Origin of the sequence: Streptomyces nodosus, assembly GCF_008704995.1 — a bacterium.
Classification (GTDB): Bacteria; Actinomycetota; Actinomycetes; order Streptomycetales; family Streptomycetaceae; genus Streptomyces; species Streptomyces nodosus.
Genome location: NZ_CP023747.1, coordinates 1,169,555 through 1,192,922 on the forward strand (window position 1 = coordinate 1,169,555; position 23,368 = coordinate 1,192,922).

At 71.9% G+C, this 23,368-nt stretch carries 20 protein-coding genes; 11 read left to right on the top strand and 9 right to left on the bottom strand.

Annotated elements, in window-relative coordinates; translation table 11 throughout:
• Positions 1-163 precede the first annotated feature (163 nt).
• From CP978_RS05285 to CP978_RS05295, 3 genes are read right to left on the bottom strand one after another with little or no spacing between them, the layout of a single operon-like run.
• Entirely contained in the window at positions 164-913 is a 750-nt protein-coding gene (locus tag CP978_RS05285) for a succinate dehydrogenase/fumarate reductase iron-sulfur subunit (protein WP_043437946.1), read from the bottom strand.
• Complete coding sequence (locus tag CP978_RS05290) at positions 910-2,868, bottom strand: fumarate reductase/succinate dehydrogenase flavoprotein subunit (protein WP_043437948.1); 1,959 nt, start codon at positions 2,866-2,868, stop codon at positions 910-912. The genes CP978_RS05285 and CP978_RS05290 overlap by 4 nt, the downstream gene beginning before the upstream one ends.
• Before the next feature lies 1 nt (position 2,869).
• Positions 2,870-3,541 (bottom strand): succinate dehydrogenase, encoded by a 672-nt coding sequence (locus CP978_RS05295; RefSeq protein WP_043437949.1) that lies wholly within the window; start codon positions 3,539-3,541, stop codon positions 2,870-2,872.
• 119 nt (positions 3,542-3,660) lie between these two features.
• On the opposite strand from CP978_RS05295, the gene CP978_RS05300 reads away from it, so the two are divergent.
• On the top strand, positions 3,661-4,545 hold the full coding sequence (locus CP978_RS05300) for a LysR family transcriptional regulator (protein WP_150478146.1): 885 nt from the start codon (positions 3,661-3,663) through the stop codon (positions 4,543-4,545).
• Positions 4,546-5,036: 491 nt separating this feature from the next.
• Here CP978_RS05300 and CP978_RS05305 read toward each other — a convergent pair whose 3' ends face one another.
• From CP978_RS05305 to CP978_RS05315, 3 genes are all read right to left on the bottom strand, one after another.
• Positions 5,037-7,184, bottom strand: a complete 2,148-nt coding sequence (locus CP978_RS05305) for a putative bifunctional diguanylate cyclase/phosphodiesterase (RefSeq protein WP_043437950.1) — start codon at positions 7,182-7,184, stop codon at positions 5,037-5,039.
• On the bottom strand, positions 7,181-7,993 hold the full coding sequence (locus CP978_RS05310; protein WP_043448197.1) for an SAM-dependent methyltransferase: 813 nt from the start codon (positions 7,991-7,993) through the stop codon (positions 7,181-7,183). Before CP978_RS05310 ends, CP978_RS05305 begins: the two co-directional genes overlap by 4 nt.
• A 379-nt stretch (positions 7,994-8,372) precedes the next feature.
• Positions 8,373-9,302 carry an SCO0930 family lipoprotein gene (locus tag CP978_RS05315; RefSeq protein WP_043437953.1) on the bottom strand — a complete coding sequence of 310 codons (930 nt, stop codon included), beginning with the start codon at positions 9,300-9,302 and terminating at the stop codon, positions 8,373-8,375.
• 331 nt (positions 9,303-9,633) lie between these two features.
• Between CP978_RS05315 and CP978_RS05320 the strand changes: the two genes are divergently transcribed.
• From CP978_RS05320 to CP978_RS05360, 9 genes are all read left to right on the top strand, one after another.
• Positions 9,634-10,179, top strand: a complete 546-nt coding sequence (locus tag CP978_RS05320; RefSeq protein ID WP_227745327.1) for a hypothetical protein — start codon at positions 9,634-9,636, stop codon at positions 10,177-10,179.
• A 16-nt stretch (positions 10,180-10,195) separates the two neighbouring features.
• The gene (locus CP978_RS05325; protein ID WP_079162020.1) at positions 10,196-10,960 is read left to right on the top strand and encodes a bestrophin-like domain; all 765 of its coding nucleotides are present in this window, start codon (positions 10,196-10,198) and stop codon (positions 10,958-10,960) included.
• A gap of 250 nt (positions 10,961-11,210) precedes the next feature.
• Positions 11,211-11,972, top strand: coding sequence for a hypothetical protein (locus CP978_RS35195; RefSeq protein WP_184750519.1), 762 nt, complete (start codon positions 11,211-11,213; stop codon positions 11,970-11,972).
• Between the two features lie 315 nt (positions 11,973-12,287).
• On the top strand, positions 12,288-12,947 hold the full coding sequence (locus tag CP978_RS05335; RefSeq protein ID WP_043437955.1) for a class F sortase: 660 nt from the start codon (positions 12,288-12,290) through the stop codon (positions 12,945-12,947).
• A gap of 85 nt (positions 12,948-13,032) precedes the next feature.
• Positions 13,033-13,494, top strand: coding sequence for a universal stress protein (locus CP978_RS05340; protein WP_043437957.1), 462 nt, complete (start codon positions 13,033-13,035; stop codon positions 13,492-13,494).
• A 154-nt stretch (positions 13,495-13,648) separates the two neighbouring features.
• On the top strand, positions 13,649-15,073 hold the full coding sequence (locus CP978_RS05345; RefSeq protein WP_043437959.1) for an amino acid permease: 1,425 nt from the start codon (positions 13,649-13,651) through the stop codon (positions 15,071-15,073).
• Positions 15,074-15,221: 148 nt separating this feature from the next.
• Entirely contained in the window at positions 15,222-15,767 is a 546-nt protein-coding gene (locus tag CP978_RS05350; RefSeq protein WP_043437961.1) for a sigma-70 family RNA polymerase sigma factor, read from the top strand.
• Positions 15,768-15,903: 136 nt separating this feature from the next.
• Complete coding sequence (locus tag CP978_RS05355) at positions 15,904-16,416, top strand: hypothetical protein (protein ID WP_043437963.1); 513 nt, start codon at positions 15,904-15,906, stop codon at positions 16,414-16,416.
• A gap of 163 nt (positions 16,417-16,579) precedes the next feature.
• Entirely contained in the window at positions 16,580-17,236 is a 657-nt protein-coding gene (locus tag CP978_RS05360) for a zf-HC2 domain-containing protein (RefSeq protein ID WP_043437964.1), read from the top strand.
• Between the two features lie 94 nt (positions 17,237-17,330).
• Here CP978_RS05360 and CP978_RS05365 read toward each other — a convergent pair whose 3' ends face one another.
• From CP978_RS05365 to CP978_RS05375, 3 genes are all read right to left on the bottom strand, one after another.
• Complete coding sequence (locus CP978_RS05365; protein WP_043448204.1) at positions 17,331-18,191, bottom strand: Fpg/Nei family DNA glycosylase; 861 nt, start codon at positions 18,189-18,191, stop codon at positions 17,331-17,333.
• Positions 18,192-18,308: 117 nt separating this feature from the next.
• Positions 18,309-20,393 carry a SpoIIE family protein phosphatase gene (locus tag CP978_RS05370; protein WP_043437966.1) on the bottom strand — a complete coding sequence of 695 codons (2,085 nt, stop codon included), beginning with the start codon at positions 20,391-20,393 and terminating at the stop codon, positions 18,309-18,311.
• A 115-nt stretch (positions 20,394-20,508) separates the two neighbouring features.
• Complete coding sequence (locus tag CP978_RS05375) at positions 20,509-21,732, bottom strand: DUF6777 domain-containing protein (RefSeq protein WP_150478147.1); 1,224 nt, start codon at positions 21,730-21,732, stop codon at positions 20,509-20,511.
• A gap of 149 nt (positions 21,733-21,881) precedes the next feature.
• Here CP978_RS05375 and CP978_RS05380 point away from each other — a divergent pair, with 149 nt between their 5' ends.
• Positions 21,882-23,306, top strand: coding sequence for a lipase maturation factor family protein (locus CP978_RS05380; protein WP_043437969.1), 1,425 nt, complete (start codon positions 21,882-21,884; stop codon positions 23,304-23,306).
• Positions 23,307-23,368 lie beyond the last annotated feature (62 nt).

A 23,368-nucleotide genomic window follows, 5' to 3' on the forward strand; every position in this document is an offset into this window, starting at 1 on the left:
TCCGGGGCCGGGCCGGCCGTCACCGTCGGTCGGCCGGCGGCCCTGAGGTGCTTGGCGGGACCGGGGTTGAGCACCACGCCCGGTCCCGCCCGTCCGCACCCTGTCGGCGAACGTCCCTGGCCGGCGCCGCCGTCCCCGCGGCGCCGGCCCGTCTGTGGCGTCGCTAGCGGCGGCCCGCCTTACGGGTCGCGCGCAGCCACTCCTTGTTCATGCCGGTGATGGAGACCAGCGGGATGCCCTTGGGGCAGGCGGTCGCGCACTCGCCGGCGAGCGTGCAGCCGCCGAAGCCCTCCTGGTCCATCTGCGCCACCATGTCCAGCACCCGGGTCTCCCGCTCGGGTGCGCCCTGCGGCAGCACATTCAGATGGTTGATCTTCGCCGAGGTGAACAGCATCGCCGCACCGTTGGGGCAGGCGGCCACGCAGGCGCCGCAGCCGATGCACTCGGCGTGCTCGAAGGCGAAGTCCGCGTCCGCCTTGGGGACGGGCGTGGCATGGGCCTCGGGCGCGGAGCCGGTGGGGGCGGAGACATAGCCGCCGGCCTGGATGATGCGGTCGAAGGCGGAGCGGTCGACCACCAGGTCCTTGATCACCGGGAAGGCCGCGGCGCGCCAGGGCTCGATGTCGATCGTGTCGCCGTCCTGGAAGGACCGCATGTGCAGCTGGCAGGTGGTGGTGCGCTCCGGGCCGTGTGCGTCGCCGTTGATCACGAGCGAGCAGGCGCCGCAGATGCCCTCACGGCAGTCGTGGTCGAAGGCGACCGGCTCCTCACCCTTGAGGATGAGCTCCTCGTTGAGGGTGTCCAGCATCTCCAGGAAGGACATGTCGGACGAGATTCCGTCCACCTCGTAGGTGGACATGGCGCCTTCGCTGTCGGCGTTCTTCTGCCGCCAGACGCGCAGGGTGAGCTTCATGCGTAGCTCCGCTGAGTGGGATGGACGTACTCGAAGACCAGGTCTTCCTTGTGCAGGACGGGTGCCGTGCCGGTGTCGGTGAACTCCCAGGCGGCGGCGTAGGAGAACTCCTCGTCCCTGCGGGCGGCCTCGCCGTCGGGGGTCTGGGACTCCTCGCGGAAGTGACCGCCGCAGGACTCGGCGCGGTGCAGCGCGTCCAGGCACATCAGCTCGGCGAGTTCCAGATAGTCGACGATGCGGTTGGCCTTCTCCAGCGACTGGTTGAACTCCTCGCCGGTGCCGGGGACCTTGATGCGCCGCCAGAACTCCTCACGGATCTGCGGGATGCGCGCCAGGGCCTTGCGCAGACCGTCGTCGGTTCGCGCCATTCCGCAGTACTCCCACATGAGTTCGCCGAGTTCGCGGTGGAAGGAGTCGGGCGTGCGGTCGCCGTCGACGGCGAGCAGGGTGTTCAGCCGGTCCTCCGTGTCGGCCAGGACCTCCTGGACGACGGGGTGTTCGGCGCTGACCTCGTCGTGGTGCGGGTTGCGGGCCAGATAGTCGTTGATGGTGGACGGCAGCACGAAGTAGCCGTCGGCGAGGCCCTGCATGAGGGCCGAGGCGCCGAGGCGGTTGGCCCCGTGGTCGGAGAAGTTCGCCTCGCCGATCGCGAACAGGCCCGGGACCGTGGTCTGGAGGTCGTAGTCGACCCACAGTCCGCCCATCGTGTAGTGCACGGCGGGGTAGATCCGCATCGGCACCTCGTAGGGGTTCTCCGCGGTGATCCGCTCGTACATGTCGAAGAGGTTGCCGTACTTCTCCTCGACCTTCGTGCGGCCCATGCGCCGGATGGCGTCGGCGAAGTCGAGGTAGACGCCCTGGCCGCCGGGGCCGACGCCACGGCCCTCGTCGCAGACGTTCTTGGCGGCGCGGGAGGCGATGTCCCGGGGCACCAGGTTGCCGAAGGACGGGTAGATGCGCTCCAGGTAGTAGTCGCGCTCGTCCTCGGGGATCTCGTTCGGCGGCCGGTCGTCGCCCTTCGCCTTCGGCACCCAGATCCGGCCGTCGTTGCGCAGCGACTCGCTCATCAGGGTGAGCTTGGACTGGTGGTCGCCGGTGCGCGGGATGCAGGTGGGGTGGATCTGGGTGAAGCAGGGGTTGGCGAAGTACGCGCCGCGCCGGTGCGCCCGCCAGATCGCGGTGGCGTTGGAGTTCATGGCGTTCGTCGACAGATAGAAGACGTTGCCGTATCCGCCGCTGGCCAGGACGACCGCGTCCCCGAAGTAGGTCTCGACCTTCCCGGTGATCAGGTCCCGGGCGACGATGCCCCGGGCGCGTCCGTCGACGACGATCAGGTCGAGCATCTCGGTGCGCGGGTGCATCTCCACATTGCCCGCCGCGATCTGCCGGGACAGCGCCTGGTACGCGCCGAGGAGGAGCTGCTGGCCGGTCTGGCCGCGGGCGTAGAAGGTGCGGGAGACCTGGACACCGCCGAAGGAGCGGGTGTCGAGGAGGCCGCCGTACTCGCGGGCGAAGGGCACGCCCTGGGCCACGCACTGGTCGATGATCTCCACCGAGATCTGGGCGAGCCGGTGGACGTTGGACTCCCGGGCGCGGAAGTCCCCGCCCTTGACGGTGTCGTAGAACAGGCGGTGGACGGAGTCGCCGTCGTTGCGGTAGTTCTTCGCGGCGTTGATGCCGCCCTGGGCGGCGATGGAGTGGGCGCGGCGCGGGGAGTCCTGGTAGCAGAACTGGACGACGTGGTAGCCCTGTTCGGCGAGGGTGGCGCCCGCGGAGCCGCCGGCCAGGCCGGTGCCGACGACGATCACCGTGTGCTTGCGGCGGTTGGCCGGGTTGACCAGCTTGGCCTCGAAGCGGCGCGTGTCCCAGCGCTTCTCGACGGGGCCGGCCGGGGCCTTGGTGTCGGCGACCGGCTCCCCGGTCGTGTAGTCCGTGTAGTCGGCGGGGGCAGTCATATCAGCTCACCACTCCGGTCATCACGCCCACGGGGACGGCGATGAAGCCGGCCGTGAGCAGCAGCGCAAGGACATGGGCGACGGTCTTCAGGGCGCGGTCCCTGGTGCGGCTGCCGGCGCCGAGGGTCTGGGCGGCGCTCCAGAAGCCGTGCCGGACGTGCAGGCCGAGGGCGAGCATCGCGACGATGTAGATGACGTTGCCGTACCAGGTGGAGAAGGTGTCGACGACGTTCTGGTAGGGGTGGCCCGGCTGGAAGCCTCCGGAGTGCACGGTGCCGGTGGTCAGGTCCAGGATGTGCCAGACGATGAACAGGCCGAGGATGATCCCGCCCCAGCGCATGGTGCGGGTGGCGTAGCTCGCCCGCGGCTTCTTGTGCACGTACTTGCTGGGGCGCGCCCTGATGTCGCGGCGGCTGAGCTGGTACGCGGACACGGCGTGGGCCACGACGGCGACCACGAGCACGATCCGGACCAGCCAGAGCGTCCACTCGTAGTGCATGAACGGCTCGCCGACGGTGCGCAGCCAGTGGGCGTAGTGGTTGAACTCGCCCGCCCCGAAGAAGATCTTCAGGTTTCCGATCATATGGACGACCAGATACAGCAGCATGATCAGTCCGCTGACCGCCATCACTGTCTTCTTGCCGACGGTGCTGTCCCACACGGTGTGCGCCATGGACGGCCGTCGGTCCGTCCGCGTTGCCAGAGCCATGTTCCGAACGCTAGGGCCGAAGGTCCCCATCGGTCCAAGACATGGTCCGGCTTGTTTCGATAGGCCTGGCCTATGCTCCCTGTATGCAGTTCCAGCAGCTCCAGTATTTTGTGGCGGTCGCCGAGGCCCGGCACTTCACCCGGGCCGCGGATCTGGTCCATGTCGCCCAGCCCTCCCTGTCGCAGCAGATCAAGGCGCTGGAGCGGGAACTGGGCGCGGACCTGTTCCTGCGGGCGCGGGGCAACATCACCCTCACGGACGCCGGTGAGGCGCTGCTGCCGCTGGCCCGCCGGATCCTCGCCGACACGGACACCGCCCGGCACGAGGTGCAGGAGCTGGTGCAGCTGCGCCGGGGCCGGGTCCGTCTCGGCGCGACGCCGAGCCTGTGTACGGGCCTGCTGCCGGACGTGCTGCGCGCCTTCCACGACCGCTACCCCGGGATCCGGCTGCTGATCGAGGAGGGCGGCTCGCACGACCTGGTCCGGGGGCTGGCGCGCGGCGCCCTGGATCTCGCCCTGGTCGTCCTCCCCCTGCCCACCCCCTCCCCCGCGCTGTCCACGGTGGAGCTGCTGCGCGAGGACCTGGTGGTGGTGTCCTCCCCGGACGCCCCACGGCCCGGCGGCGGCCGGCGCACGGTCCGGGTCGCGGACCTGGAACGGGAACGTCTGGTGATGTTCCGCCACGGCTACGACCTGCGGGAGCTGACCGTGGCCGCGTGTCGTGCGGAGGGCTTCGAACCGGACTTCGCGGTCGAGGGCGGGGAGATGGACGCGGTCCTGGGCTTCGTACGGGCGGGGCTCGGCGTGGCCGTGGTCCCGCGCATGGTCGCGACCCGGACCGGACGCGGGCTGCGGGTGACCCCGCTGGCCCGGCCGGCGCTGCACCGCACGATCGCCCTGGCCCACCGCAGCGATGTGGATCCGCCCCGCGCGGCCCGGGAACTGCAGCGCATGCTGCTGGAACGCTGACCGACGGCGCCGGGGCGGGCCCCGACGGGCCGTGGGTGGGGCCCGTGGGGTGCGTCTGCCGCCTCCCGTCGCCCGGCACGCCCGAGAGACTCCCGGTATCCCGGTATCCCGGTGTCCCGGCATGTCGGCATCGTGCCGTCGCCCCGCGTGGGGAAAGCCGCGGCGGCTGCCGCCGGAACGGCGCTGCGGCTCCTCGCCGTCCGGCGGCGGGACCGGCGCCCCAGCCGCACGGGCCACTCCCGTGCACAGGCGCCTTCCGGCGTACCGGCGGGACGGCCCCGCTCAGATGCCCGGACGGACGTCGGTCGCGCCGCAGGGCGGTCAGGCTCGCCGGCCGGGGCCGCCCGACGGCACGGGCGGTGGCGGCCGGGACCGCGGGCGGGCACCGCGGCCACCGGGAGGGTGACGTCCAGTGTGCCGCGCCCGGGGCTCCGCTCCGAGGGGCTTGCACGCCTCGGGTTCCGCCCGAGGCGTCGGCTGCCCCGCGGCCGTCAGCCCGTCGCGTCCATCAGTGCCAGTTCGTGGAGGCGGTCCGGGGGGCCCGGGCGGGCGTAGTACCAGCCCTGGGCGGTGTCGCAGCCCAGGATCCGCAGCTGTTCGGCCTGGGCGCCGGTCTCCACGCCCTCGACCGTGACCGCGAGATCCAGGCTGTGGGCGAGGGACACGATCCCTTCGACGATCTTGAGGTCGACGGGGTCCGCGGGGAACCGCTGCATGCTCTGGGTGAAGGAACGGTCCAGCTTGAGGGTCCGCACCGGCAGCCGGCGCAGATTGGCGAGGTTGGAGTAGCCGGTGCCGAAGTCGTCCAGGGCGATGTCCACGCCCATCTCGGCCAGCCGCCGCAGCGGTTTGAGCAGGGCGTCGTCCGCGCCGATGAGCGCCGACTCGGTGACCTCGAGGCAGAGCGCGTCCGGTTCGAGACCGGCCTCGGCCAGGATCTCGACGGTGTCGGAGACCAGACCCGGATGGGTGAGCTGGCAGGGAGACAGATTGACGTTGATGCGCAGCGGGCCCGTCCGGTCGTGCTTCTCCTGCCAGGCCCGGGCCTGCTGTACCGATTCCTCCAGGACCCAGCGGCCCAGCGGCACGATCAGCCCGGTGTGTTCGGCGAGCGGGATGAAGCGGTCGGGGCCCAGCACTCCGTGCTGCGGATGCAGCCAGCGCACCAGCGCCTCGGCACCGTGCACCCGGCCGTCTTCGAGGTGCACCAGCGGCTGGTACTCGATGAAGAACTCGCCCCGGTCCAGGGCCGTGGGCAGCGCCGTGGTCAGCCCGTGCCGGGTGATGGCGCGGGCGTCGGACTCCGGGTCGGCGAACTCGAAGCGGTTGCCGCCCGCCGACTTGGCCCGGTACATGGTGATGTCGGCGCTGCGCAGCACCTCCGCCGGGCCGCGCTCCCCCACCGGCCCCTCCACGATGCCGATGCTGCCGCGCACCGTCAGCTCACGGCCGTGCACGCTGACCGGGGAGACCAGCGCGTTCATGATGCGTCCGGCGAGTTCCACGACCCCGCGCTCGGTGCCGGGGCCGGTGGTCAGCGCCACGAACTCGTCGCCGCCCAGGCGTGCGACCATCTCCCCGGGCGCGGTCGCACAGGCCTGCAGCCGGTCGGCGACCTCGACCAGCAGCCGGTCGCCGGCCGCGTGCCCGAGGCTGTCGTTGACGGTCTTGAAGCCGTCGAGGTCCAGGTAGCACAGGCCGAACCGCCGCCCCTCGCCCGCCGCGAGGGCCTTCTCCAGGCGTTCGAAGAACAGGGTGCGGTTGGGCAGCCCGGTGAGCGCGTCATGGGTGGCCTCGTAGCGCAGCCGCAGATTCAGCAGACGCCGCTCGGTGGTGTCCTCCATGAGCGCGAGCTGGTACTGCGGGCGCCCGTCCGCGTCCCGCAGCAGGGACACCGTGAGGTTGGTCCACAGGACCGTGCCGTCGGGCCGGTAGAAGGCTTTTTCGACGTGGTAGTGCTCGCGCTCGCCGCGGACGAGTTCGTCGTGCAGGCGGGGGACCTGCGGCGCGTCGTCGGGGTGGGTCCAGGTGGCCACATTGCGGCCGCGCACCAGCTGTTCGGAACCGCCGAACATCCGCAGCAGCGCGCCATTGACCTGGAGGACCGTGCCGTCGAGGTCCGCGATGCCGATCCCTATGGCCGCGCCCTCGAAGACCGCCCGGAAGCGGGCCTCGCTGGCGTGCAGGGCCTGTGCCACCACACCCTGGGCGCGCAGGGCGGCCTGCGAGATGGCCTCCTGCTCGGCCAGGGTGCGCTGTCTGAGGGCCTCGGCGAACCCCGCGGCCATCGCGTGCTGCAGCCGAGAGCAGCGGCTGCGCAGCGCCTCCTGGGTGTCCGGGGAGGCGTCGCTGTCGCCGCAGTAGAGCACCAGATAGGCGTCGACGCAGTCCAGGGTGCGGCTGAGCGCCTCCGGGTCCGTGCAGTGGGCCTCGATGAGCGCCGCTCCGATCCCCCTGGCCGCCGCCGCGTCGAACACCCTGGTGCGCAGCGCCTCGCTCAGTCTTCGGGCCAGCGGCAGCAGCCGCTCCTCGAACTCCGCGCGGGTCAGCGACGTCGAGGTGGCCGGGAAGACGGCCCGGCTCCAGATCGTCGCGAATCTGCGCAGTCTGTCCTCCGGCCCTCCCGGCTCCGCGCTCACGCCGAGCGCCCCACGCCGGCGAATCCCGCGAAGGAAGAGGGATCCTCGTCCTCGGACGCCGTGTCGGGCCGCCACTGCGGCATCGGCACCAGCCCGGGTTCCACCATGTCGTACCCCTCGAAGAACCGCGCGATCGCGTCGCGCGAACGCATGATCAGCGGATTACGGATGTTCTCGTACACATCGACCACGGCCTCGGCCCGCTCCTGCGGCAGCGGATTTCCCTCGTAGGAGGCGTGTGTGACGACCAGCAGGCTGCCCGGCGCGAGTGCGTCACGCAGCTCGGCCACCGCACCGTACGGGTCGTCCGTGTCCTCCACGAAGTGCAGTATGGCAACGAGAAGGAGGGCGACCGGCCGGTTCGGGTCGATCAGCCGTGTCATCTGAGGGCTCGACAGGATCTCCCGGGGCTTGCGGAGATCCGCGGCGACGACGTCCGTGCCGTCGTCTCCCTCGAGCACGGCCCGGCTGTGCGCGACCGCCACCGGGTCGTGGTCCACGTACACCACGCGCGCCCCGGGGTGGGCCCCTCGTGCCACTTCATGGACGGTACCGAAGGCCGGAATGCCGGAGCCGATGTCGAGGAACTGGGTGATGCCCTCCTCGACGGCGAACCGCACCGCGCGGCGCATGAACGCCCGGTTGGCCTGCATGATCTTGGGCAGCTCCGGCATGAACTCCAGCGCCCTGCGCGCCGCCTGCCGGTCGACCTCGAAGTTGTGCGAACCGCCCAGATAGAAGTCGTACATACGGGACACGCTCGGCCGGGAGATGTCGACGCTCCTCGGAGCCCAAGCGGGACGCTCCATATGGCTCTCCACGGCGTAGGCGACAGTCGGGCCGATCCGGCGTTCGAGCAGAGGGTACTGATCGACCGCCAACGGAGCGAGTGAAAACGGAAATTGACCGTCCGTTCCCCGCCACTGCCTCCGGCACGTGCCAGGCGCCCGGGCCCGTCGCCGGGCCCGCACACGGGCAGCGGTCCGCCCCCTCCCTGTGCTGCGGAGGGGGCGGACCGACCGTACGCGCCTGCGTTCTTCCGTCCGGCACTCGTTCTTCCGCGTCAGCTCCTTCTGCGTTCTACGGGCTGCCCGGTGAGGCGGCCGACGTGCGATCGGTGAGGGTCGATCAACCGGGGAGGTGATCTCTGTCGGAGAGGTGATGTCCCTGCCGGGGAGGTGATCCCTGCTAGGGAGCGCCGACCGGCTTGCCGTCGGGGGAGACGGCGTACCAGGTGCCGCCCACGCCCTGACCGTTGGCGTCTCCGGGGGCCTTGTCGCCGGAGAAGGTGTAGAGCGGCCAGCAGTTGATGGTCATCTGCTGGGCCCCGTCCGGGCGGGTGAAGGGCATGAGGCCCTTCTTGGTGATGCCCTTGGTGTCGCTCTCCTTGACGGGGGCGACCACGGGCCACTTGTCCAGGCACGCTCCGGTGCAGTTCGACACCGACTTCGGCCAGGCCTGGTCCTTCATGAAGCGGTAGACCGTCATACCGTTCTTGTCGACGACGATCTGGCCGAGTTCGGGGTCGTTGCGCACGGACAGTCCGGGCCCGGTGGCACCGGCCTTCTTGCCGGTGGGCGCGGTGGCGAACCAGGTGCCCTTGACGCCCTGGCCCTTGGTGTCACCGGCCTCGGTGTCCTTGGCGAAGCGGTACATCGGCCAGCCGGCGATGGTCAGCTGCTTGCTGCCGTCGTCGCGGGTGACCTCGCCGAGCAGGGACTTGTCGACGCCGGAGGAGACCGAGGCGCCCTCGGCGGGGACCGGCGGCCAGGTCTCGGCGCAGTCCCCGTTGCAGGAGGAGTTCGGCGGCTGGGCCGTGTCCTTGTCGAAGCGGTAGAGGGTGAAGCCGGCGCTGTCGGTGACGATCTTCCCGAGCACGGCGTTCTCGGTCACGGCCAGCACACCCGCCGACTCCCCTTCGGCGTCCGGCGAGGCGCTGGAGTCGGTGCCGTAGCCGAGACCCGACCCACCGGAACCATAGGCACCGGGAGCCACACTGGCTCCCGCGTTCTGGGTGTTGGTCGACGGGCTGCCGCTCTCCTGACCGCATGCCGTCGTGAGCGCCAGCACGGCCGCGGCTGTCGCCACGAAACTGGTGCTCCGCCAGGATGTCCTCATTGTCAACTCCCGCTGATTGCTTGGGTGTTGCGGCTTCGTCTCGGCACCGCGCATGGCCATGAATACGCAGCGGACGGCCCGCAGTGTTCAATCCGGCGGCAGATTTTTTTCTGTGGCCGCCGTCCCGGACTTCGACGGCCCGGGCACTCCCCCTCCCCGACCCTTCGCTCATGCGTGCCCAACTCCTGGCGGTGCGGACCCGGTCGACCAAACCGGGCGCGGAAGGATCTCCCCTCTTCGGGGCAATTCCTCCCGGACCCGGGCGTAGGCAGCCCCGGACGCGCCGATGATCTCGGTCGTGCAACGACCCGAACGGACTCGATCCACCCTCGTGACACGGGTGTTGGCCCTGGTGACGCTGGTCTGGATCCTGGCGGGCGCGCCCGTCGGCACGGCCTCGGCCGACGCGTGTGCGTACGCCTCGACGGGCCCGGACGGCACGGACGCGGTGGCGGTCGCGGGCGGCGCCCCTCGGCCCCTTCCCCCGTGCTTCTCGCCGACACCGACGCCCACGCCGACGCCCACCCCGACACCGCCCCCGCCCCCCACCCCGGAACCGACTCCGACCCCGACCCCGGAGGTCACGCCGCCGCCGAAGCCGCGCCCGACGCCGAGGCGCGTGCCGCCGGCCCCGCCCCCGCACACCGTGGCGCCGCCGCCCCGCCCGGCGCCGAGAGCGTTCACCGTGCCCGCCCCCACTCCGACGCCCTCGCCGCGGCCGAGCCCGCACCCCACGCCTGCCCGCCCGGTGCACTACCCGGCCTACCACCCGGCGTCCCGCCCCCGGCCGCCGCGCGACAGTCCGTCGCCGCTCACGTTCACCCTGCTCATCGCCGCACCCGCGGTGTTCGCCGTCGCCGCGCTGCGTCCGCGCTGACCCCTGGAGGCACATCTTGCCGGAATGGCTTGTTCTCACCCTCGCGATGCTGGCCGCCTGTGTGGTCGTGGTCGTGGTCACCCTGCTGCGGCACCGCACGGCCGCCGAGGACGACGATCCCTCCGACACCCCGGATGTGATCGAGTACATGACGATGTGGATCGGCGTGGTGTACGCCATCGTGCTCGGTCTGGCCATCGCCGGGGTCTGGGAGGCCCGCAGCGCCGCCCAGGACCATGTCCAGGCCGAGGCGCAGGCGCTGCACGAGATCTCGGAGCGGGTCCGCGTCTATCCGGCCGATGTCCGTGACCGTGTGCGTTCCGACATCGACGCCTATGTGCGCCATGTGACGACCACCGAGTGGACGTCCATGACCGAGCACGGCGAGGTGACCACCCGCGGCGGGGAACTGCTCCAGCGGATCCGTCAGGACGTCACCGACCACAAACCGGCGTCGGACTTCGAGGCGCAGTCGTACCAGCCGCTCCTCGACCAGGTGGCCGTCGCCGACGCGGCACGCTCCAACCGGGCCGACGCGACGGGCTCGACCATGCCGACGGTGGTGTGGTTCGGGCTGATCGGCGGTGCGGTGGTCACCATCGGCATGGTGTTCGCGCTCCAGATCCGGCGTACCGCCCGCGAGCTGATCCTCGCCGGGCTCTTCTCCGCGCTGATCGCCTTCCTGCTCTTCCTGATCTGGGACTTCGACGCCCCCTACGGCCGGGGACTGACGGAGTCCACGGAGCCGTTCCTGGCGCTGTTCCCTCAGCTGCACGGGTGAAAGGGGATCAGCTCCGGCCGGGGGCGGGCGGGGACGGGTGCCGCCCCCGCCCGCCCCGGTCTCCTCCGGCTCCGCGCCGGGCCCTCCCACCGGCCCCCGTGTCCCCTGTGCGGCGCATGCGCGTGCCCCATTCGCGCGACTGAGATCGCGCCACCGGACCCGCCTTCTTAGCGTTTCGGACATCGAGGTGCATGTCCGACGCAGGCGGAAGAGGTCCGCAGCACAGCTCCTCGGGGACCTGGAGGCTTTCATGCGCGCGATACGCGCACTTTCGGCCGCACTGCTGGGCGTCGGCGCCCTGGCCCTGCCCGCATGCACCTCGGCAGGCGACGGCGGCAACGGCCGCTCGACCTTCGGCTACAAGCTGGACCCGGAGACGGTGAACCCGGGCGGCCGGATCGCCCTGCCGGTGGAGAACTGCAAGGGCAACGCCACGGTGTTCTCGGGTGTGTTCGACACGGTCACCATCCCCGAGGGCCGCGCCTCGGCCACGGCCACGATCGACCGGGACGCCAAGATCGGCACCACCTACGACGTGACGTTCCGGTGCGGTGAGGAGTACGGCCACAAGAAGCTCGCCATCACGGGGGCGCGGAGCGAACGCGAGGGGAACGCCGGACCCCGCGACAGCGAAGGCGGGGGCTACGGCGGGAACGGCAACGGAAACGGCAACGGGGGCGGGGGTGGCGGAGGCAACGGAGGCGGGGGCTACGGCGGAAACGGAAACGGGAACGGGAACGGGAACGGGAACGGGGGATACGGCGGGACCAACCTCGGCGGGTTCGGCGGAGGCGGGGGCGGCGGGGGCAACAGCATCGGGGGGTACGGCGGGAACGGGGGCGGGGGTGGCGGAGGCGGCGGGGGCAACGGCTACGAGCAGCACGGCGTCAGAGCCGGCGTCGGCGGCACCTCGGGCGGCTTCGACCCGAAGAAGGTCGGTCTCGGCGCGCTGCTCATCGCGGGCACGATCGGCACCGCCTGGCACATGGCGCACCGGCGCGCGGCTCGCTGAGCCTGACGGACCGGCATGTCCGGCACCCCGGGGTCCGTCCCTTCGGAATCCGGGGTGCGCCCGGCGGACGGCGCGGCACGGACACGGTCCGGGCGAGGTCAGCCGTCGTCCTCCGACCGGCCGCGCCACCGGAGCACTCCACGGCTGACGACGGCCGCCGCCGATCGCCGTTCGTGCTCTCGTGGGATCTCCACGGGATCCCGGTGGGTTCTCGGTGCTCCCGTGGGATCTCGTCGGAGAGGAGCCGAAAGGATTCCCGGCCTTCGGGTGTGATCGACGGACGTGGTGAGAGCCGCGTCGAGAGGGGTGTGCCACATGTCCGCGAGCGAGCCGGCCGGAGAGGGAGGGCGGCAGCGCCATCACGCCCCGTGGGGCGTGATGGCGATCGTCCTGCTGACGGGCCTCGCCCTCGTCCGCAACGGTTCGGGAGAGCTCCACACCGGACCGCCGCAGCCCGCCTCCGCGGCGGCCCCGGGCACCAGCGCCTCGGTGGGCCCCGCCGGCACCCCCGGCGCCCTGCCGTACTCCACGGTCAGCCGTATCCGGATCCCGGCGATCCAGGTCGACGCCCCCGTCGTTCCGGTGGGCCTGGACGCCAACGGCTGGGTGAACGCGCCACCGCCCGACGACCCCAATCTCGCGGGCTGGTTCACCGGCGCCGTCTCCCCCGGTGAGAAGGGCACCTCGGTGATCGTGGGCCATGTCGACAACCAGGTGGGACCGGCCGTCTTCTACGGACTGGGCGCGGTGCGGCAGGGCAGCCGCATCGAGGTCCGGCGCCAGGACGGCAGGACCGCCGTCTTCCAGGTCTACGGCAACGAGGTCTTCGACAAGGCGAAGTTCCCCGGCGACCGCGTCTACGGCAACAAGGGGGCCCCGGAGCTGCGCATCATCACCTGCGGAGGAGGATTCTCCGAGGAGCACGGATACCAGGGGAACGTGGTGGTGTTCGCCCGCCTGGTCGAGGTGCGCTGAGCGGAGCGCGGCACAGGCAGGGCCGCCGGGCCGGGAGATGTGCGCCCACCGGGACCGGACCCGGGGGTTCCGATAGCCTCGGGCCGTGATGGAAAAGCACGCGCACCAGTTCGAGCGGGGCACGGACGGGCCCAAGGTCATCGTCGTCGGGGTGGACGGCTCGGAGTCCTCCCTCCGGGCGGCGGCCTATGCCGGCGGGCTGGCCCGGCGGCAGCGGGCGCTGCTCGCCGTCGTGTATGTGCAGCCGGTGATGGCGGCGGGCGCCGCGCTCGGGGCACCGGTGGCCGAGACCACCGACGCGATCGCGGCGGACCTGGTCGCCTACATCCGGGACGCCGCCGAACGCGTCCGGGACATATTCGAGGTGCGCTGGGAGTTCCACACCTTCCACGGCGACCCCTACAAGGGCCTGCTCACCGCGGCCGACGAGCTGAAGGCGGACGCGGTGGTGGTGGGCGCCTCCGAGCAGGCCGGGCACCGGATCGTGGGCTCGGTGGCCGTGCGGCTGGTGAAGGCGGGCCGCTGGCCGGTCACGGTCGTACCGTAGGGACACCGCCCTTCGCCGGTCCGCCGGCAGATGCCCATGAGGCGACCGGTGCGGGACCGGACGGTGGCAGCGGTGCGCGGTCTTCCGTCCCTCCCGGCCCTGCGCCATGATGATCCGCCGTCAGCCCATTGCCGTCTGCGAAGGGGTGAGGCTCATGGCCCGGCTCAGGATGGGTGAGGGGATTCTCCGGCGCAAACCCATCGAGCACATCGAGGACACGGAAGTCCATGACGGTACGGGGCTGCAACGCTCGCTCGGTCTGTGGCAGCTGACCGCGATCGGGGTCGGCGGGATCATCGGCGCCGGCATCTTCACCCTCGCCGGGACCGTGGCCAACGGCACGGCCGGACCCGCCGTCCTGGTGTCGTTCCTGATCGCGGGCCTGGCCAGCGCGGCGGCCGCGCTGTCGTACGCCGAGTTCGCGGGACTCATCCCGAAGGCGGGCTCGGCGTACACCTACGGCTATGCGGTGCTCGGCGAGTACGCCGGCTGGTTCATCGGCTGGGACCTGCTGCTGGAGTACACCGCGATCGTGGCGGTGGTCGCGATCGGCATCTCCGGCTACTTCGGCTTCCTCATCGGCGACCTGGGCGCCCAGCTGCCGCAATGGATGCTGGGCGCGCCGGGCACGGGTCCCGGCCACCGGATCGATCTGTTCGCGGTGCTGCTCTGTCTGCTGATCGCCTGGCTGCTGAACCTCGGCATCCGCAACGCGGCCCGTTTCGAGACCGCGGTGGTGGCGCTGAAGGTGCTGGTCGTCCTGGTGGTGATCGCGGTCGGGATCTTCCATATCGACACCGCCCACTACCACCCCTTCTTCCCGTACGGCGTCAGCGGCGCGTTCACCGGTGCGGCGACCGTCTTCTTCGCGGTGTTCGGGTACGACGCCATGTCGACCGCGGCCGAGGAGTCCAAGGACGCCCAGCGCCATATGCCCAAGGCGATCCTGTACTCGCTGGCGATCGCGATGGTGCTGTATGTGGCGGCGTGTCTGGTGCTGACGGGCATGCAGGACTACAAGGACATCGACAAGGAGAGCGGCTTCTCCAGCGCGTTCAAGGCGGTGGGGCTAGGGGGGCTCGCGGATGTGATCGCGGTCGGCGCGATCATCGGCATCCTCACCGTGATGTTCACCTTCATGCTGGGGGTCACCCGGGTGTGGTTCTCGATGTCCCGCGACGGACTGCTGCCCCGGTGGTTCGCCAAAACCCATCCCACCCGGCACGTCCCGACGCGCGTCACCTGGATCGTGGGGATCGCCTCCGCCCTGATCGCGGGGTTCCTGCCGATCGGTGAGGCGGCCGAGCTGACCAACATCGGGATCCTGCTGGCGTTCGTGGTGGTGTGCACGGCGGTGGTGGTGCTGCGCTACCGGCGGCCGGACCTGCCGCGCACCTTCCGCACCCCGTGGATGCCGTTCGTGCCGGCGCTGGGTGTGGTCTTCTCGCTCTGGCTGATCACCTTTCTGCAGTGGCAGACCTGGGTGCGGTTCGCGGTGTGGTTCGCGATCGGCCAGATCGTGTACTTCGGATACTCCTACAAGCGCTCCGAGCTGGCCCGGGACACCGGAAGCCGGTGACCGGAACCCGGCCGGGGGCGGACCGGGACGCCTCCGGTCGCGCCCGGTCGACCGCTCGCCGCACCGTTCGGCGACGAACAGCGACCGCCCACCGCACGGCCCGGTCGGGGCCCTGTCCCCACGGCGCCCGGCGGGTTGGCATACGGCCATGACGGCCGGAACCACCACTGCCCCCGGGACGACCGCCGAGCGCGAGCTGGCCGAGCTGCAGCGCGAGCACGGCCGCCCCCTGTTCGCCCTGCTGCTCAGGCTCTCCGACGGCGACCGCCAGCGCGCCGAGGACCTGGTGCAGGAGACGCTCGTACGCGCCTGGCAGCACCCCGAGGCGCTCCGCGCACATGACTTCGCCTCCGTGCGCCCCTGGCTGCTCACCGTCGCCCGGCGGCTCGCCATCGACGCACGGCGGGCCCGCCAGGCACGCCCCGCCGAGGTCGGCGACGCGGTGCTGGAGAACGCCCCGGTGATCGCCGACCACGCGGAACGGTCCGCCGCGACGCTGGATGTGCGCAAGGCTGTGAAGACTCTCACCCCCGAGCACCGGGACGTCCTGGTGCAGGTGTATTTCCGCGGGGCCAGTGTGGCGGAGGCCGCCGAGGCCCTGGGCATCCCGCCCGGTACGGTGAAGTCCCGCGCCTACTACGCCCTGCGGGCGCTGCGCAGGGTTCTGCCGGGATACGCACCCGACCTGCGATGAAACCGAGGGCCGGGTCAAACCTCCGTAAAGCGCCTTGCCGAGGACCATGGTTGAGCAATCAGCTTGCCTCATCCGTGTTCCGGACCGGAGGCCCGGATTCGGGCGACGCGCACCTACCGGAGGAAGGCAGGAAGGGATGCTGTACAGGGATCAGGAGAGCACGGACGGCACCGACGGCGGTGAACTGGCCGTCCCCATGGCGTGGTTGTACGCCGAGTACATCGCGGACGAACTGCTGCGGACCGGCGATCTCATGCCGCCCACGTCCTTCGAGTTCCGCGCCGGGCGCGACGCCCTGGCACTGACCATCTTCCTGTCCGACACCGGCGGTGAGCTCCCCGGCGTCCGGGTGATCTCCCAGCTGGAGACCTGGCTCTCCCTGACGGCCTACGACCAGCCCTGGCAGGACTGGGTGGGTGAGCGTATGGACCAGCTGACGGCCGAGCGGGCCCGTTCCGGCGGCCCGGCCCCGGATCTGGAGCTCGCCTCGGCGGCCTGGCGCTGGCTCGAGGAGACCGAGTTGCTCGCGCCCGATCTCGACGCGGTGCCCGGTGGCCCGGTGAGCGGCGAGGAGGACGGCCCCCAGGTCTGGACACCGGCCTGGCAACTGGGGCTCCCATTGGGCCATCTCGCCATCCATCTCTTCTGAGTCCGGACCGGTTCACCGCATCCGGACCGGTCCGGCGGTCCATCGGCCCGGTGCGCCCAGGCCGCGATTCGGTAACGGCCTTGAGTGATTCGGTCGTCCGGTCCGTACCGGTGAGCGACAACGGCACCACCCCCCACCCCGCTCACCGGCATGAGGATTTGGTATGAGGTCCCTGGAACGCCATCGCGACGTCGGCGCCTATGCGCTCGGCGTGCTGGACGAGGCGGAAGCCTTCCGCTTCGAGGACCACCTCATGGAATGCCCGAGGTGCACGGCGCAGGTGTCCGAGTTCCGCCCGGCCGCTCGGGAGCTGATGCTGTACCGGGGGGCGACCCCGCGGTCCGTGCACCCCTTCGCCGCCCCCGGGCCCCGGCTGCTGGAGCGGCTGCTCGACGAGGTGGCGGTCAGGCGGCGCGGCCGGAGCAGGCGGCTGCTGTACGCGGTCGCGGCCTCCGTGGTGCTCGCGATCGGCGGACCGACGGTCGCGGTCGTCTCCGCCCACGGCTCGGCTCCGGCCAGCACGACGCTGAGCGCCACGGACCCGGACACCGGGGTGTGGGCGCAGGTCGTGACCCGGGACCGGGAGTGGGGCAGTCAGATCGATGTGACGGTCAAGGACGCCTCCGGTCCGCACATCTGCCGGCTCGTGCTGGTCGGCAGGGACGGCTCGGAGCAGACGGTGACGAACTGGACGGCCCCCGCGGACGACGGCGCGGCGACCACGGTGCAGGGCGGGGCGGCGATGCCTTCCGGGGAGATCGACCGCTTCGAGGTGCGCACCGGGGACGGACAGCGCCTGGTCACGCTGAAGTCCCGCTGACCGGGCACCGGAGGGAACGCACCCCGGCCCCTCGCCCGTCCGGGTTCCGCACACCGTCCCGCCCCCGGCGCGCTCCTCGTCGCGGGCGCCGCGTCTACTTCAGCAGCCGTGAGAGTCTGCGGTCCGCCAGCGGCCTGCCGCCCGTCTGGCAGGTCGGGCAGTACTGCAGCGAGGAGTCGCTGAAGGACACCTCGCGGATCGTGTCACCGCACACCGGGCAGGGCTCCCCGGTACGGCCGTGGACCCGCAGCCCGCTCTTCTTCTCCGCCTTGAGATGCCCGGCGGCCAGACCGTGCGCGCGCCCCACCGCCTCGGTGAGCGTCGCCCGCAGCGCCTCGTACAGGCGGTGTGTCTCCTGCGGCGACAGCGAGGCGGCGAGCTTGAACGGGGACATCCGCGCGGCGTGCAGGATCTCGTCGCTGTAGGCGTTGCCGACGCCCGCGATCAGGCTCTGGTCGCGCAGCGCGCCCTTGATCTGCCGGCGCTCGCCCTCGAGAAGCCGCGCCAGGCGCGGCTCGTCGAAGTCGGCGGCCAGCGGGTCGGGGCCGAGACGGGCGATGCCGGGGACCTCCCGGGGATCCCTCACGACGTACACCGCGAGCCGCTTCTGGGTGCCGGCCTCCGTCAGGTCGAAGCCCTCCCCCGTCTCCAGCGCGACCCGCAGGGCGAGCGGGCCCTTGCCGGGGCGGGGCGCACCGTCGGGCAGCCGGTCCTTCCACTGGAGCCAGCCCGCACGCGCCAGATGCGTCACCAGGTGCAGCGCGCCGGCCTCCAGATCGAGGAACTTGCCGTACCGGTGCACGGCGGTGACCTCGCGGCCCTCGAGGGCGGTGACCGGCGGGTCGTACGTCTTGAGCACGCTGATCGCCACGGGCAGCACCCGCACCAGCTCATGGCCGACGAGACGGCCGGTCAGGAAGTCCTTGAGCGCTTCGACCTCGGGCAGTTCCGGCATGGATACCAGGGTGCCACCCGCCACCGACACCGCCACCGGTCGCTTTCCCGGTGACGGCCGGGTGCCGTCCGCGCCCGCCGGGGAAGTGCCGCACCACCCGGCCGCGGACCGTCGCGTTCAGGTCCCGTCGCCGCCGCGGCGCGGAACCATGAACTCGCACCACACCACCTTGCCGCCGCCGCGTGCCTCCACGCCCCACACATCCGTGAGCCGGTCCACGAGCAGCAGCCCGCGGCCCGTGACGTCCGTCGCGCCCGCGTCCCGGCGGCGGGGCAGGGCGCTGGAGGAGTCCTCGGCCTCCATCCGGAGCCTGCGGTCGTGTCCGGTGAGGACCTGGAGGGTGAGCACCGCCGGTCCCTCGGTGTGCACCAGGGCATTGGTGACCAGCTCGTCGGCGACCAGTTCGATCTCATGGGAACGCTCGCCGACGCCCCAGGCGCGGACCGCGGCGCGGATCGAGCGGCGGGTGTCGGCGAGCCCCTCGGGGTCACCGGGCCCGATGATCCGCTGGAGGCGGGAGCCGGTCCGCCGGCTCAGCCCCCGGCGCCTCAGGAGCAGCAGGGCCACATCGTCGTCGCCGCCCCGCGCCTCGGCCACTTCGATGAGCCGGTCGGCGAGTTCGTCCACATCGCCCGGACCCGTGCAGAGCAGTTCGCACAGGACCTGGGTGCCGTCGTCGAGGTCGGTGCCGGGCTCTTCGATCAGGCCGTCGGTGCACAGCAGCAGGGTCTGGCCGGGGTCCAGTTCGAGGGTGGTGACGGGGTATTCGAGGCGGTCGAACTCGGCGGAGAGACCGAGCGGCAGCCCGCCCTCGACGGACAGGCGCCGGCAGCTGCCCTCGGCCGGCCGCAGCAGCGGGTCGATATGGCCGGCGCGGACCAGCTGCACCACCCCGGTGGACAGGTCGGCCTCGGCGTACAGGCAGGTCGCGAAGCGTTCGGTGTCCAGCTCCTTGAGGAACACCGAGGCGCGGGCCATCACGGTGGCCGGGGTGTGGCCCTCGGCCGCGTAGGCGCGCAGCACGATCCGCAGCTGGCCCATGACGGCCGCCGCATGGGTGTCGTGGCCCTGGACGTCGCCGATGACGGCGCCCACCCGGCCACGGGGCAGCGGGATCAGGTCGTACCAGTCGCCGCCGATGTCCCGGCCGAGCGCGGCGGACCGGTAGCGGACGGCGATGTCGGCGCCGGGCACGCTGGGGATGGAGCGCGGCAGCATCGCCTGCTGAAGGCTCTGGGCGAGGTCCTTCTCCTGTTCGTAGAACATGGCGCGCTGAAGGCTCTGGGCGATGCTGCCGCCGAGCGCGACCAGGACGTTGCGCTCCTCGGGGGTGAAGCCGTTCCGGTCGTCGTAGAGCAGGCCGAGGGCGCCGATGGGGCGGGCCTCCACGATCAGCGGCAGATAGGCCGCCGAGGTGATGTGCAGGTCGGTCAGGTGCGGCCACAGGATCGGATAGCGCCGGGCGAACTCCTGGGAGGACTCCACGAACTGCGGGCTGAGGGTCCGCACCGCCTCGCTCATCGGGTACGGCTCGTCGACACGGGTGACCGCGATGCCGGGCACGGAGCGTTCCTCGGGACCCTCGGCGACGATCCGGATGCGACCGGCCTCCACCAGCCCCATGACCAGGCCGGCCGCGCCGAGGTGGGTGAGGCCGTGGCTGTCCTTGAGGACGTCGATGACGTCCTGGACGGTGCGGGCGTGGGCGAGCGCCGCGGCGGTGATCTGGACGACGTTCGTCTGGTGGCGCAGCGCCTCCTGCCGGTCCACCCGGCCGCCGCGCTCGGCGCTCTCGCTCAGCTCCTCCTCGGCGTCGCGGACCACGCCCACGACATGGCGTGGCCGGCCCTTCTCGTCGCGCCGTATGCACCCCTGGACGCGGATCCAGCGCGGGCTGCCGTCGCGCCCGCGGAGGCGGAGATAGGTGCCGTAGTGCTCCCGGCCCTCCTTGACCGCCCGGGAGATCAGGGTGTCCAGGCGCCGGGCCTCGACCGTGGGGATCCGCGGCCCCAGGCTCTCGGGGTGTCCGTCGAACTCACCGGGGCGTACGTCGAAGACCTCGTGCGCCCGGGCGTCCAGGCGGAGGAGTCCGGTGTCCAGGTCCCAGTCGAAACCGCCCATGCGGTTGAGCGCAAGGATCGAGTCCGGGTGAGCGGGCCAGTCGTCCGGGAGGGACAGGACCCTCGCCTCCCGTTCAGCCATGGGGCCACCTTGCCAGGGTTTCGTCGAATCTTCGACCTCTGCCCGTCGGGTCCCCCGGGCCTTGCGGCCAGGAGTGGCGTCGGGGCGCGCAGGGGCTCGGGCTGCCGGGCCGCCGTCACCGAGGCGTCGTCGGCGCCGGGTCGGGTGGCGGGGTCGTGCCGGAGGGCTCGGCGCTGGCCGGGCAGCCGGGGCGTGGGGGCGGGTCCCCGGTCCGGTCCCGCCGCGGGGCCGTGTCCCGGGCGCCGGCGCTCCCGGACGGGGGCGGCTCGGTGCGTGCCAGCGGCGCGGCGGTGACGGCCGTGCCGGGTGTCTCGCAGTCGTCCCCGGCGGTCCGCGCATGGTCCTGTTCGTGCGGCGGATCGCCGTTCTCGGCCGGGTCCTTCCCCCGCTCCTCCGAGAGGCTCCCGGACCGTTCCGGCGGGGGGCTCTCCGCGTCATGGGGGCCGTAGCCCGGCGGCTCCACGGCGGCGCGCGGCGGGCGCACATCGACCTGGGGCGGCTCCGAACGGGCCACCAGCGGCCGGACGAGCACATCCCGCCGGCCGTCGTCACCGATCCGGCGTTCGATCCAGGTGCTGGTGTTCTCGATGCTGACGATCGTGATGTTGGCGATGGTCCGCGGGGCGGGGGTCACGACGACCACCTGCGCCCGCCGGTAGCCGGACCAGGGCCGGCCGAGGACCGCCGGGGTGCCGTTCAGGGACGCGGGTGCGTCGATCGGATTGCCGGAGGCGCAGCGGACCCGGGGCACTCCGCGGTTGTCGACGAGGACGGCGGTGCCCGTCTCCAGGACGGACTGGCGGTTGGTGACCCGGCCGGCGCGGAAGCCGTGGTCGGTGACCCGGGTGTCGGTGCGCAGCACGACGGAGGTCAGACCGCGCAGATGGGCGGCCACGGACGCCTGGTCGACACCGGCTGCCCGGGCGAAGGCGCGGGCCTTGGTCCGGTCGGCGGCCAGCAGGGCGATCTGCCGTTCGATGTCGCAGCTGGCCCTGGACCGGGTGCCCCCGTACAGGCCGGGCGTGGCGCCGGAGACCGCACGCGGGGCCCAGGAGGCGGCGCCGCCGGCCGACTGCGGTGGAGCGGCGGGCCGGGGAGCGGAGCTGGATCTGACCGTCGAGTCCGTGAAGGGGTCGGGCCCACGGGACCCGGCCGGCTGGAGGAAGAGCTCCCCGCCGGTCGGGGCGCCGGATATGGGCACCGTCCCGCCGCAGCCGGTGCAGAGCAGGACCCCTGCGGACAGGGCACAGACCGCCGCCGGGGCCCGGGCGAACACCGGGGCCGCCCCTCCACGTTTCCTGGGCGTTCCGACGGCGGTCTTGGGCGAGCTGGTCTTCACGCGTTCTCCCGCTTCATCCCGGGCAGTTCGTCACCATTGTCTGTACGGGGCATCATGGTTACGCAAACGGAAGGACGGCCACACGGAGTGACGGAGGTGCGGAGCGGCGCGGGATGCGGGGTCACACTGGACGGAGAGGAGCGGGCGCCGTGGAGTGGTTCGTCGCACCGGAGTACTGGCTGAGCCGGCTGGTCTTCCAGCGGGCCCTCGCGGTGGTGTATCTCTTCGCCTTTCTGACCGCGGCGCTGCAGTTCCGTGCGCTGATCGGGCGGCGCGGCATGCTGCCGGTGCCGCATCTGGTCGCCCGGGTGCCCTTCCGGGAGGCCCCCAGCGTCTTCCACCTGCACTACTCGGACCGCTTCTTCGCCCTCTGGGCGTGGGCGGGGTGCGCGGTGTCGGTGGCCCTGGCCGCCGGGGTCGACTCCCGGGTGCCGCTCTGGGCGGGGATGCTGCTCTGGCTGCTGCCGTGGGCGCTGTATCTGTCGATCGTCAACGTCGGCCAGACCTGGTACTCGTTCGGCTGGGAGTCACTGCTGCTGGAAGTCGGCTTCGTGGCCGTGTTCCTGGGCAACGGCACGGTGGCCCCGCCGATCGTGGTGCTGTTCCTGCTGCGCTGGATCCTCTTCCGCGTGGAGTTCGGCGCCGGGCTCATCAAGCTGCGCGGGGACGCCTGCTGGCGGAAGCTGACCTGTCTGGACTACCACCATGAGACGCAGCCCATGCCGGGCCCGCTGAGCTGGTTCTTCCACCGGCTGCCGAAGCCGCTGCACCGGGTCGAGGTGGCGGCCAACCATGTCACCCAGCTGATCGTCCCGGTGCTGCTGTTCACCCCGCAGCCGGTCGCGACGGCCGCGGCCGCGCTGATGATCGTGACCCAGCTGTGGCTGGTGCTGTCCGGCAACTTCGCCTGGCTGAACTGGCTCACCGTCGTGCTGGCCCTGTCCGCGGTCCGGTTCCCCGCCCACGCGCCCCGGACGGCCGGGGCGCCCCTGTGGTACGAGGTGGTGGTCCTGGCGGTGGCCGTGGGCCTGGTCGCCCTCAGCCGTCAGCCGGTGCGCAACATGATCTCCCGTGGCCAGATCATGAACCGCTCCTTCGACCCGCTGCACCTCGTCAACACCTACGGGGCCTTCGGCACGGTCAGCCGCACCCGCTACGAGGTGGTGATCGAGGGGACGGCGCAGGAGGTGCCGCGCCGGGACGCCGACTGGCGGGAGTACGAGTTCAAGGGCAAGCCGGGCGATCCACGGCGCTGGCCGCGCCAGTACGCCCCGTACCATCTGCGGCTGGACTGGCTGATGTGGTTCGCGGCGCTCTCCCCCGGATACGCGGCCCCCTGGTTCGGCGCCCTGGTCGAACGCCTCCTGGAGAACGACCGGGACACCCTGCGGCTGCTGCGCCGCTGCCCGTTCCCCGCGCATGCGCCACCGCGCTATGTGCGGGCCCGGCTGTTCCGCTACCGGTTCACCACCTGGCGTGAGCTGCGCGAGACGGGGGCCTGCTGGGAACGGGTGTATGTACGCGAGTTCCTGCCGCCGACCCGGCTGGCCGACCCGGTGGTACGGAGCCGGTAGCCGCGGGCGGCGGTGCCCTCCGGAATCCGCCCGCGCCCGTCGTCCCAGGCCCGTCGTCCCAG

What these genes read in the sequence shown, in the direction of transcription:
- CP978_RS05285 (WP_043437946.1), bottom strand. Translation starts at nt 913, where the DNA reads ATGAAGCTCACCCTGCGCGTCTGGCGGCAGAAGAACGCCGACAGCGAA.
- CP978_RS05290 (WP_043437948.1), bottom strand. Translation starts at nt 2,868, where the DNA reads ATGACTGCCCCCGCCGACTACACGGACTACACGACCGGGGAGCCGGTC.
- CP978_RS05295 (WP_043437949.1), bottom strand. Translation starts at nt 3,541, where the DNA reads ATGGCGCACACCGTGTGGGACAGCACCGTCGGCAAGAAGACAGTGATG.
- CP978_RS05300 (WP_150478146.1), top strand. Translation starts at nt 3,661, where the DNA reads ATGCAGTTCCAGCAGCTCCAGTATTTTGTGGCGGTCGCCGAGGCCCGG.
- CP978_RS05310 (WP_043448197.1), bottom strand. Translation starts at nt 7,993, where the DNA reads ATGGAGCGTCCCGCTTGGGCTCCGAGGAGCGTCGACATCTCCCGGCCG.
- CP978_RS05315 (WP_043437953.1), bottom strand. Translation starts at nt 9,302, where the DNA reads ATGAGGACATCCTGGCGGAGCACCAGTTTCGTGGCGACAGCCGCGGCC.
- CP978_RS35195 (WP_184750519.1), top strand. Translation starts at nt 11,211, where the DNA reads ATGCGCGCGATACGCGCACTTTCGGCCGCACTGCTGGGCGTCGGCGCC.
- CP978_RS05335 (WP_043437955.1), top strand. Translation starts at nt 12,288, where the DNA reads ATGTCCGCGAGCGAGCCGGCCGGAGAGGGAGGGCGGCAGCGCCATCAC.
- CP978_RS05345 (WP_043437959.1), top strand. Translation starts at nt 13,649, where the DNA reads ATGGCCCGGCTCAGGATGGGTGAGGGGATTCTCCGGCGCAAACCCATC.
- CP978_RS05350 (WP_043437961.1), top strand. Translation starts at nt 15,222, where the DNA reads ATGACGGCCGGAACCACCACTGCCCCCGGGACGACCGCCGAGCGCGAG.
- CP978_RS05355 (WP_043437963.1), top strand. Translation starts at nt 15,904, where the DNA reads ATGCTGTACAGGGATCAGGAGAGCACGGACGGCACCGACGGCGGTGAA.
- CP978_RS05360 (WP_043437964.1), top strand. Translation starts at nt 16,580, where the DNA reads ATGAGGTCCCTGGAACGCCATCGCGACGTCGGCGCCTATGCGCTCGGC.
- CP978_RS05365 (WP_043448204.1), bottom strand. Translation starts at nt 18,191, where the DNA reads ATGCCGGAACTGCCCGAGGTCGAAGCGCTCAAGGACTTCCTGACCGGC.
- CP978_RS05370 (WP_043437966.1), bottom strand. Translation starts at nt 20,393, where the DNA reads ATGGCTGAACGGGAGGCGAGGGTCCTGTCCCTCCCGGACGACTGGCCC.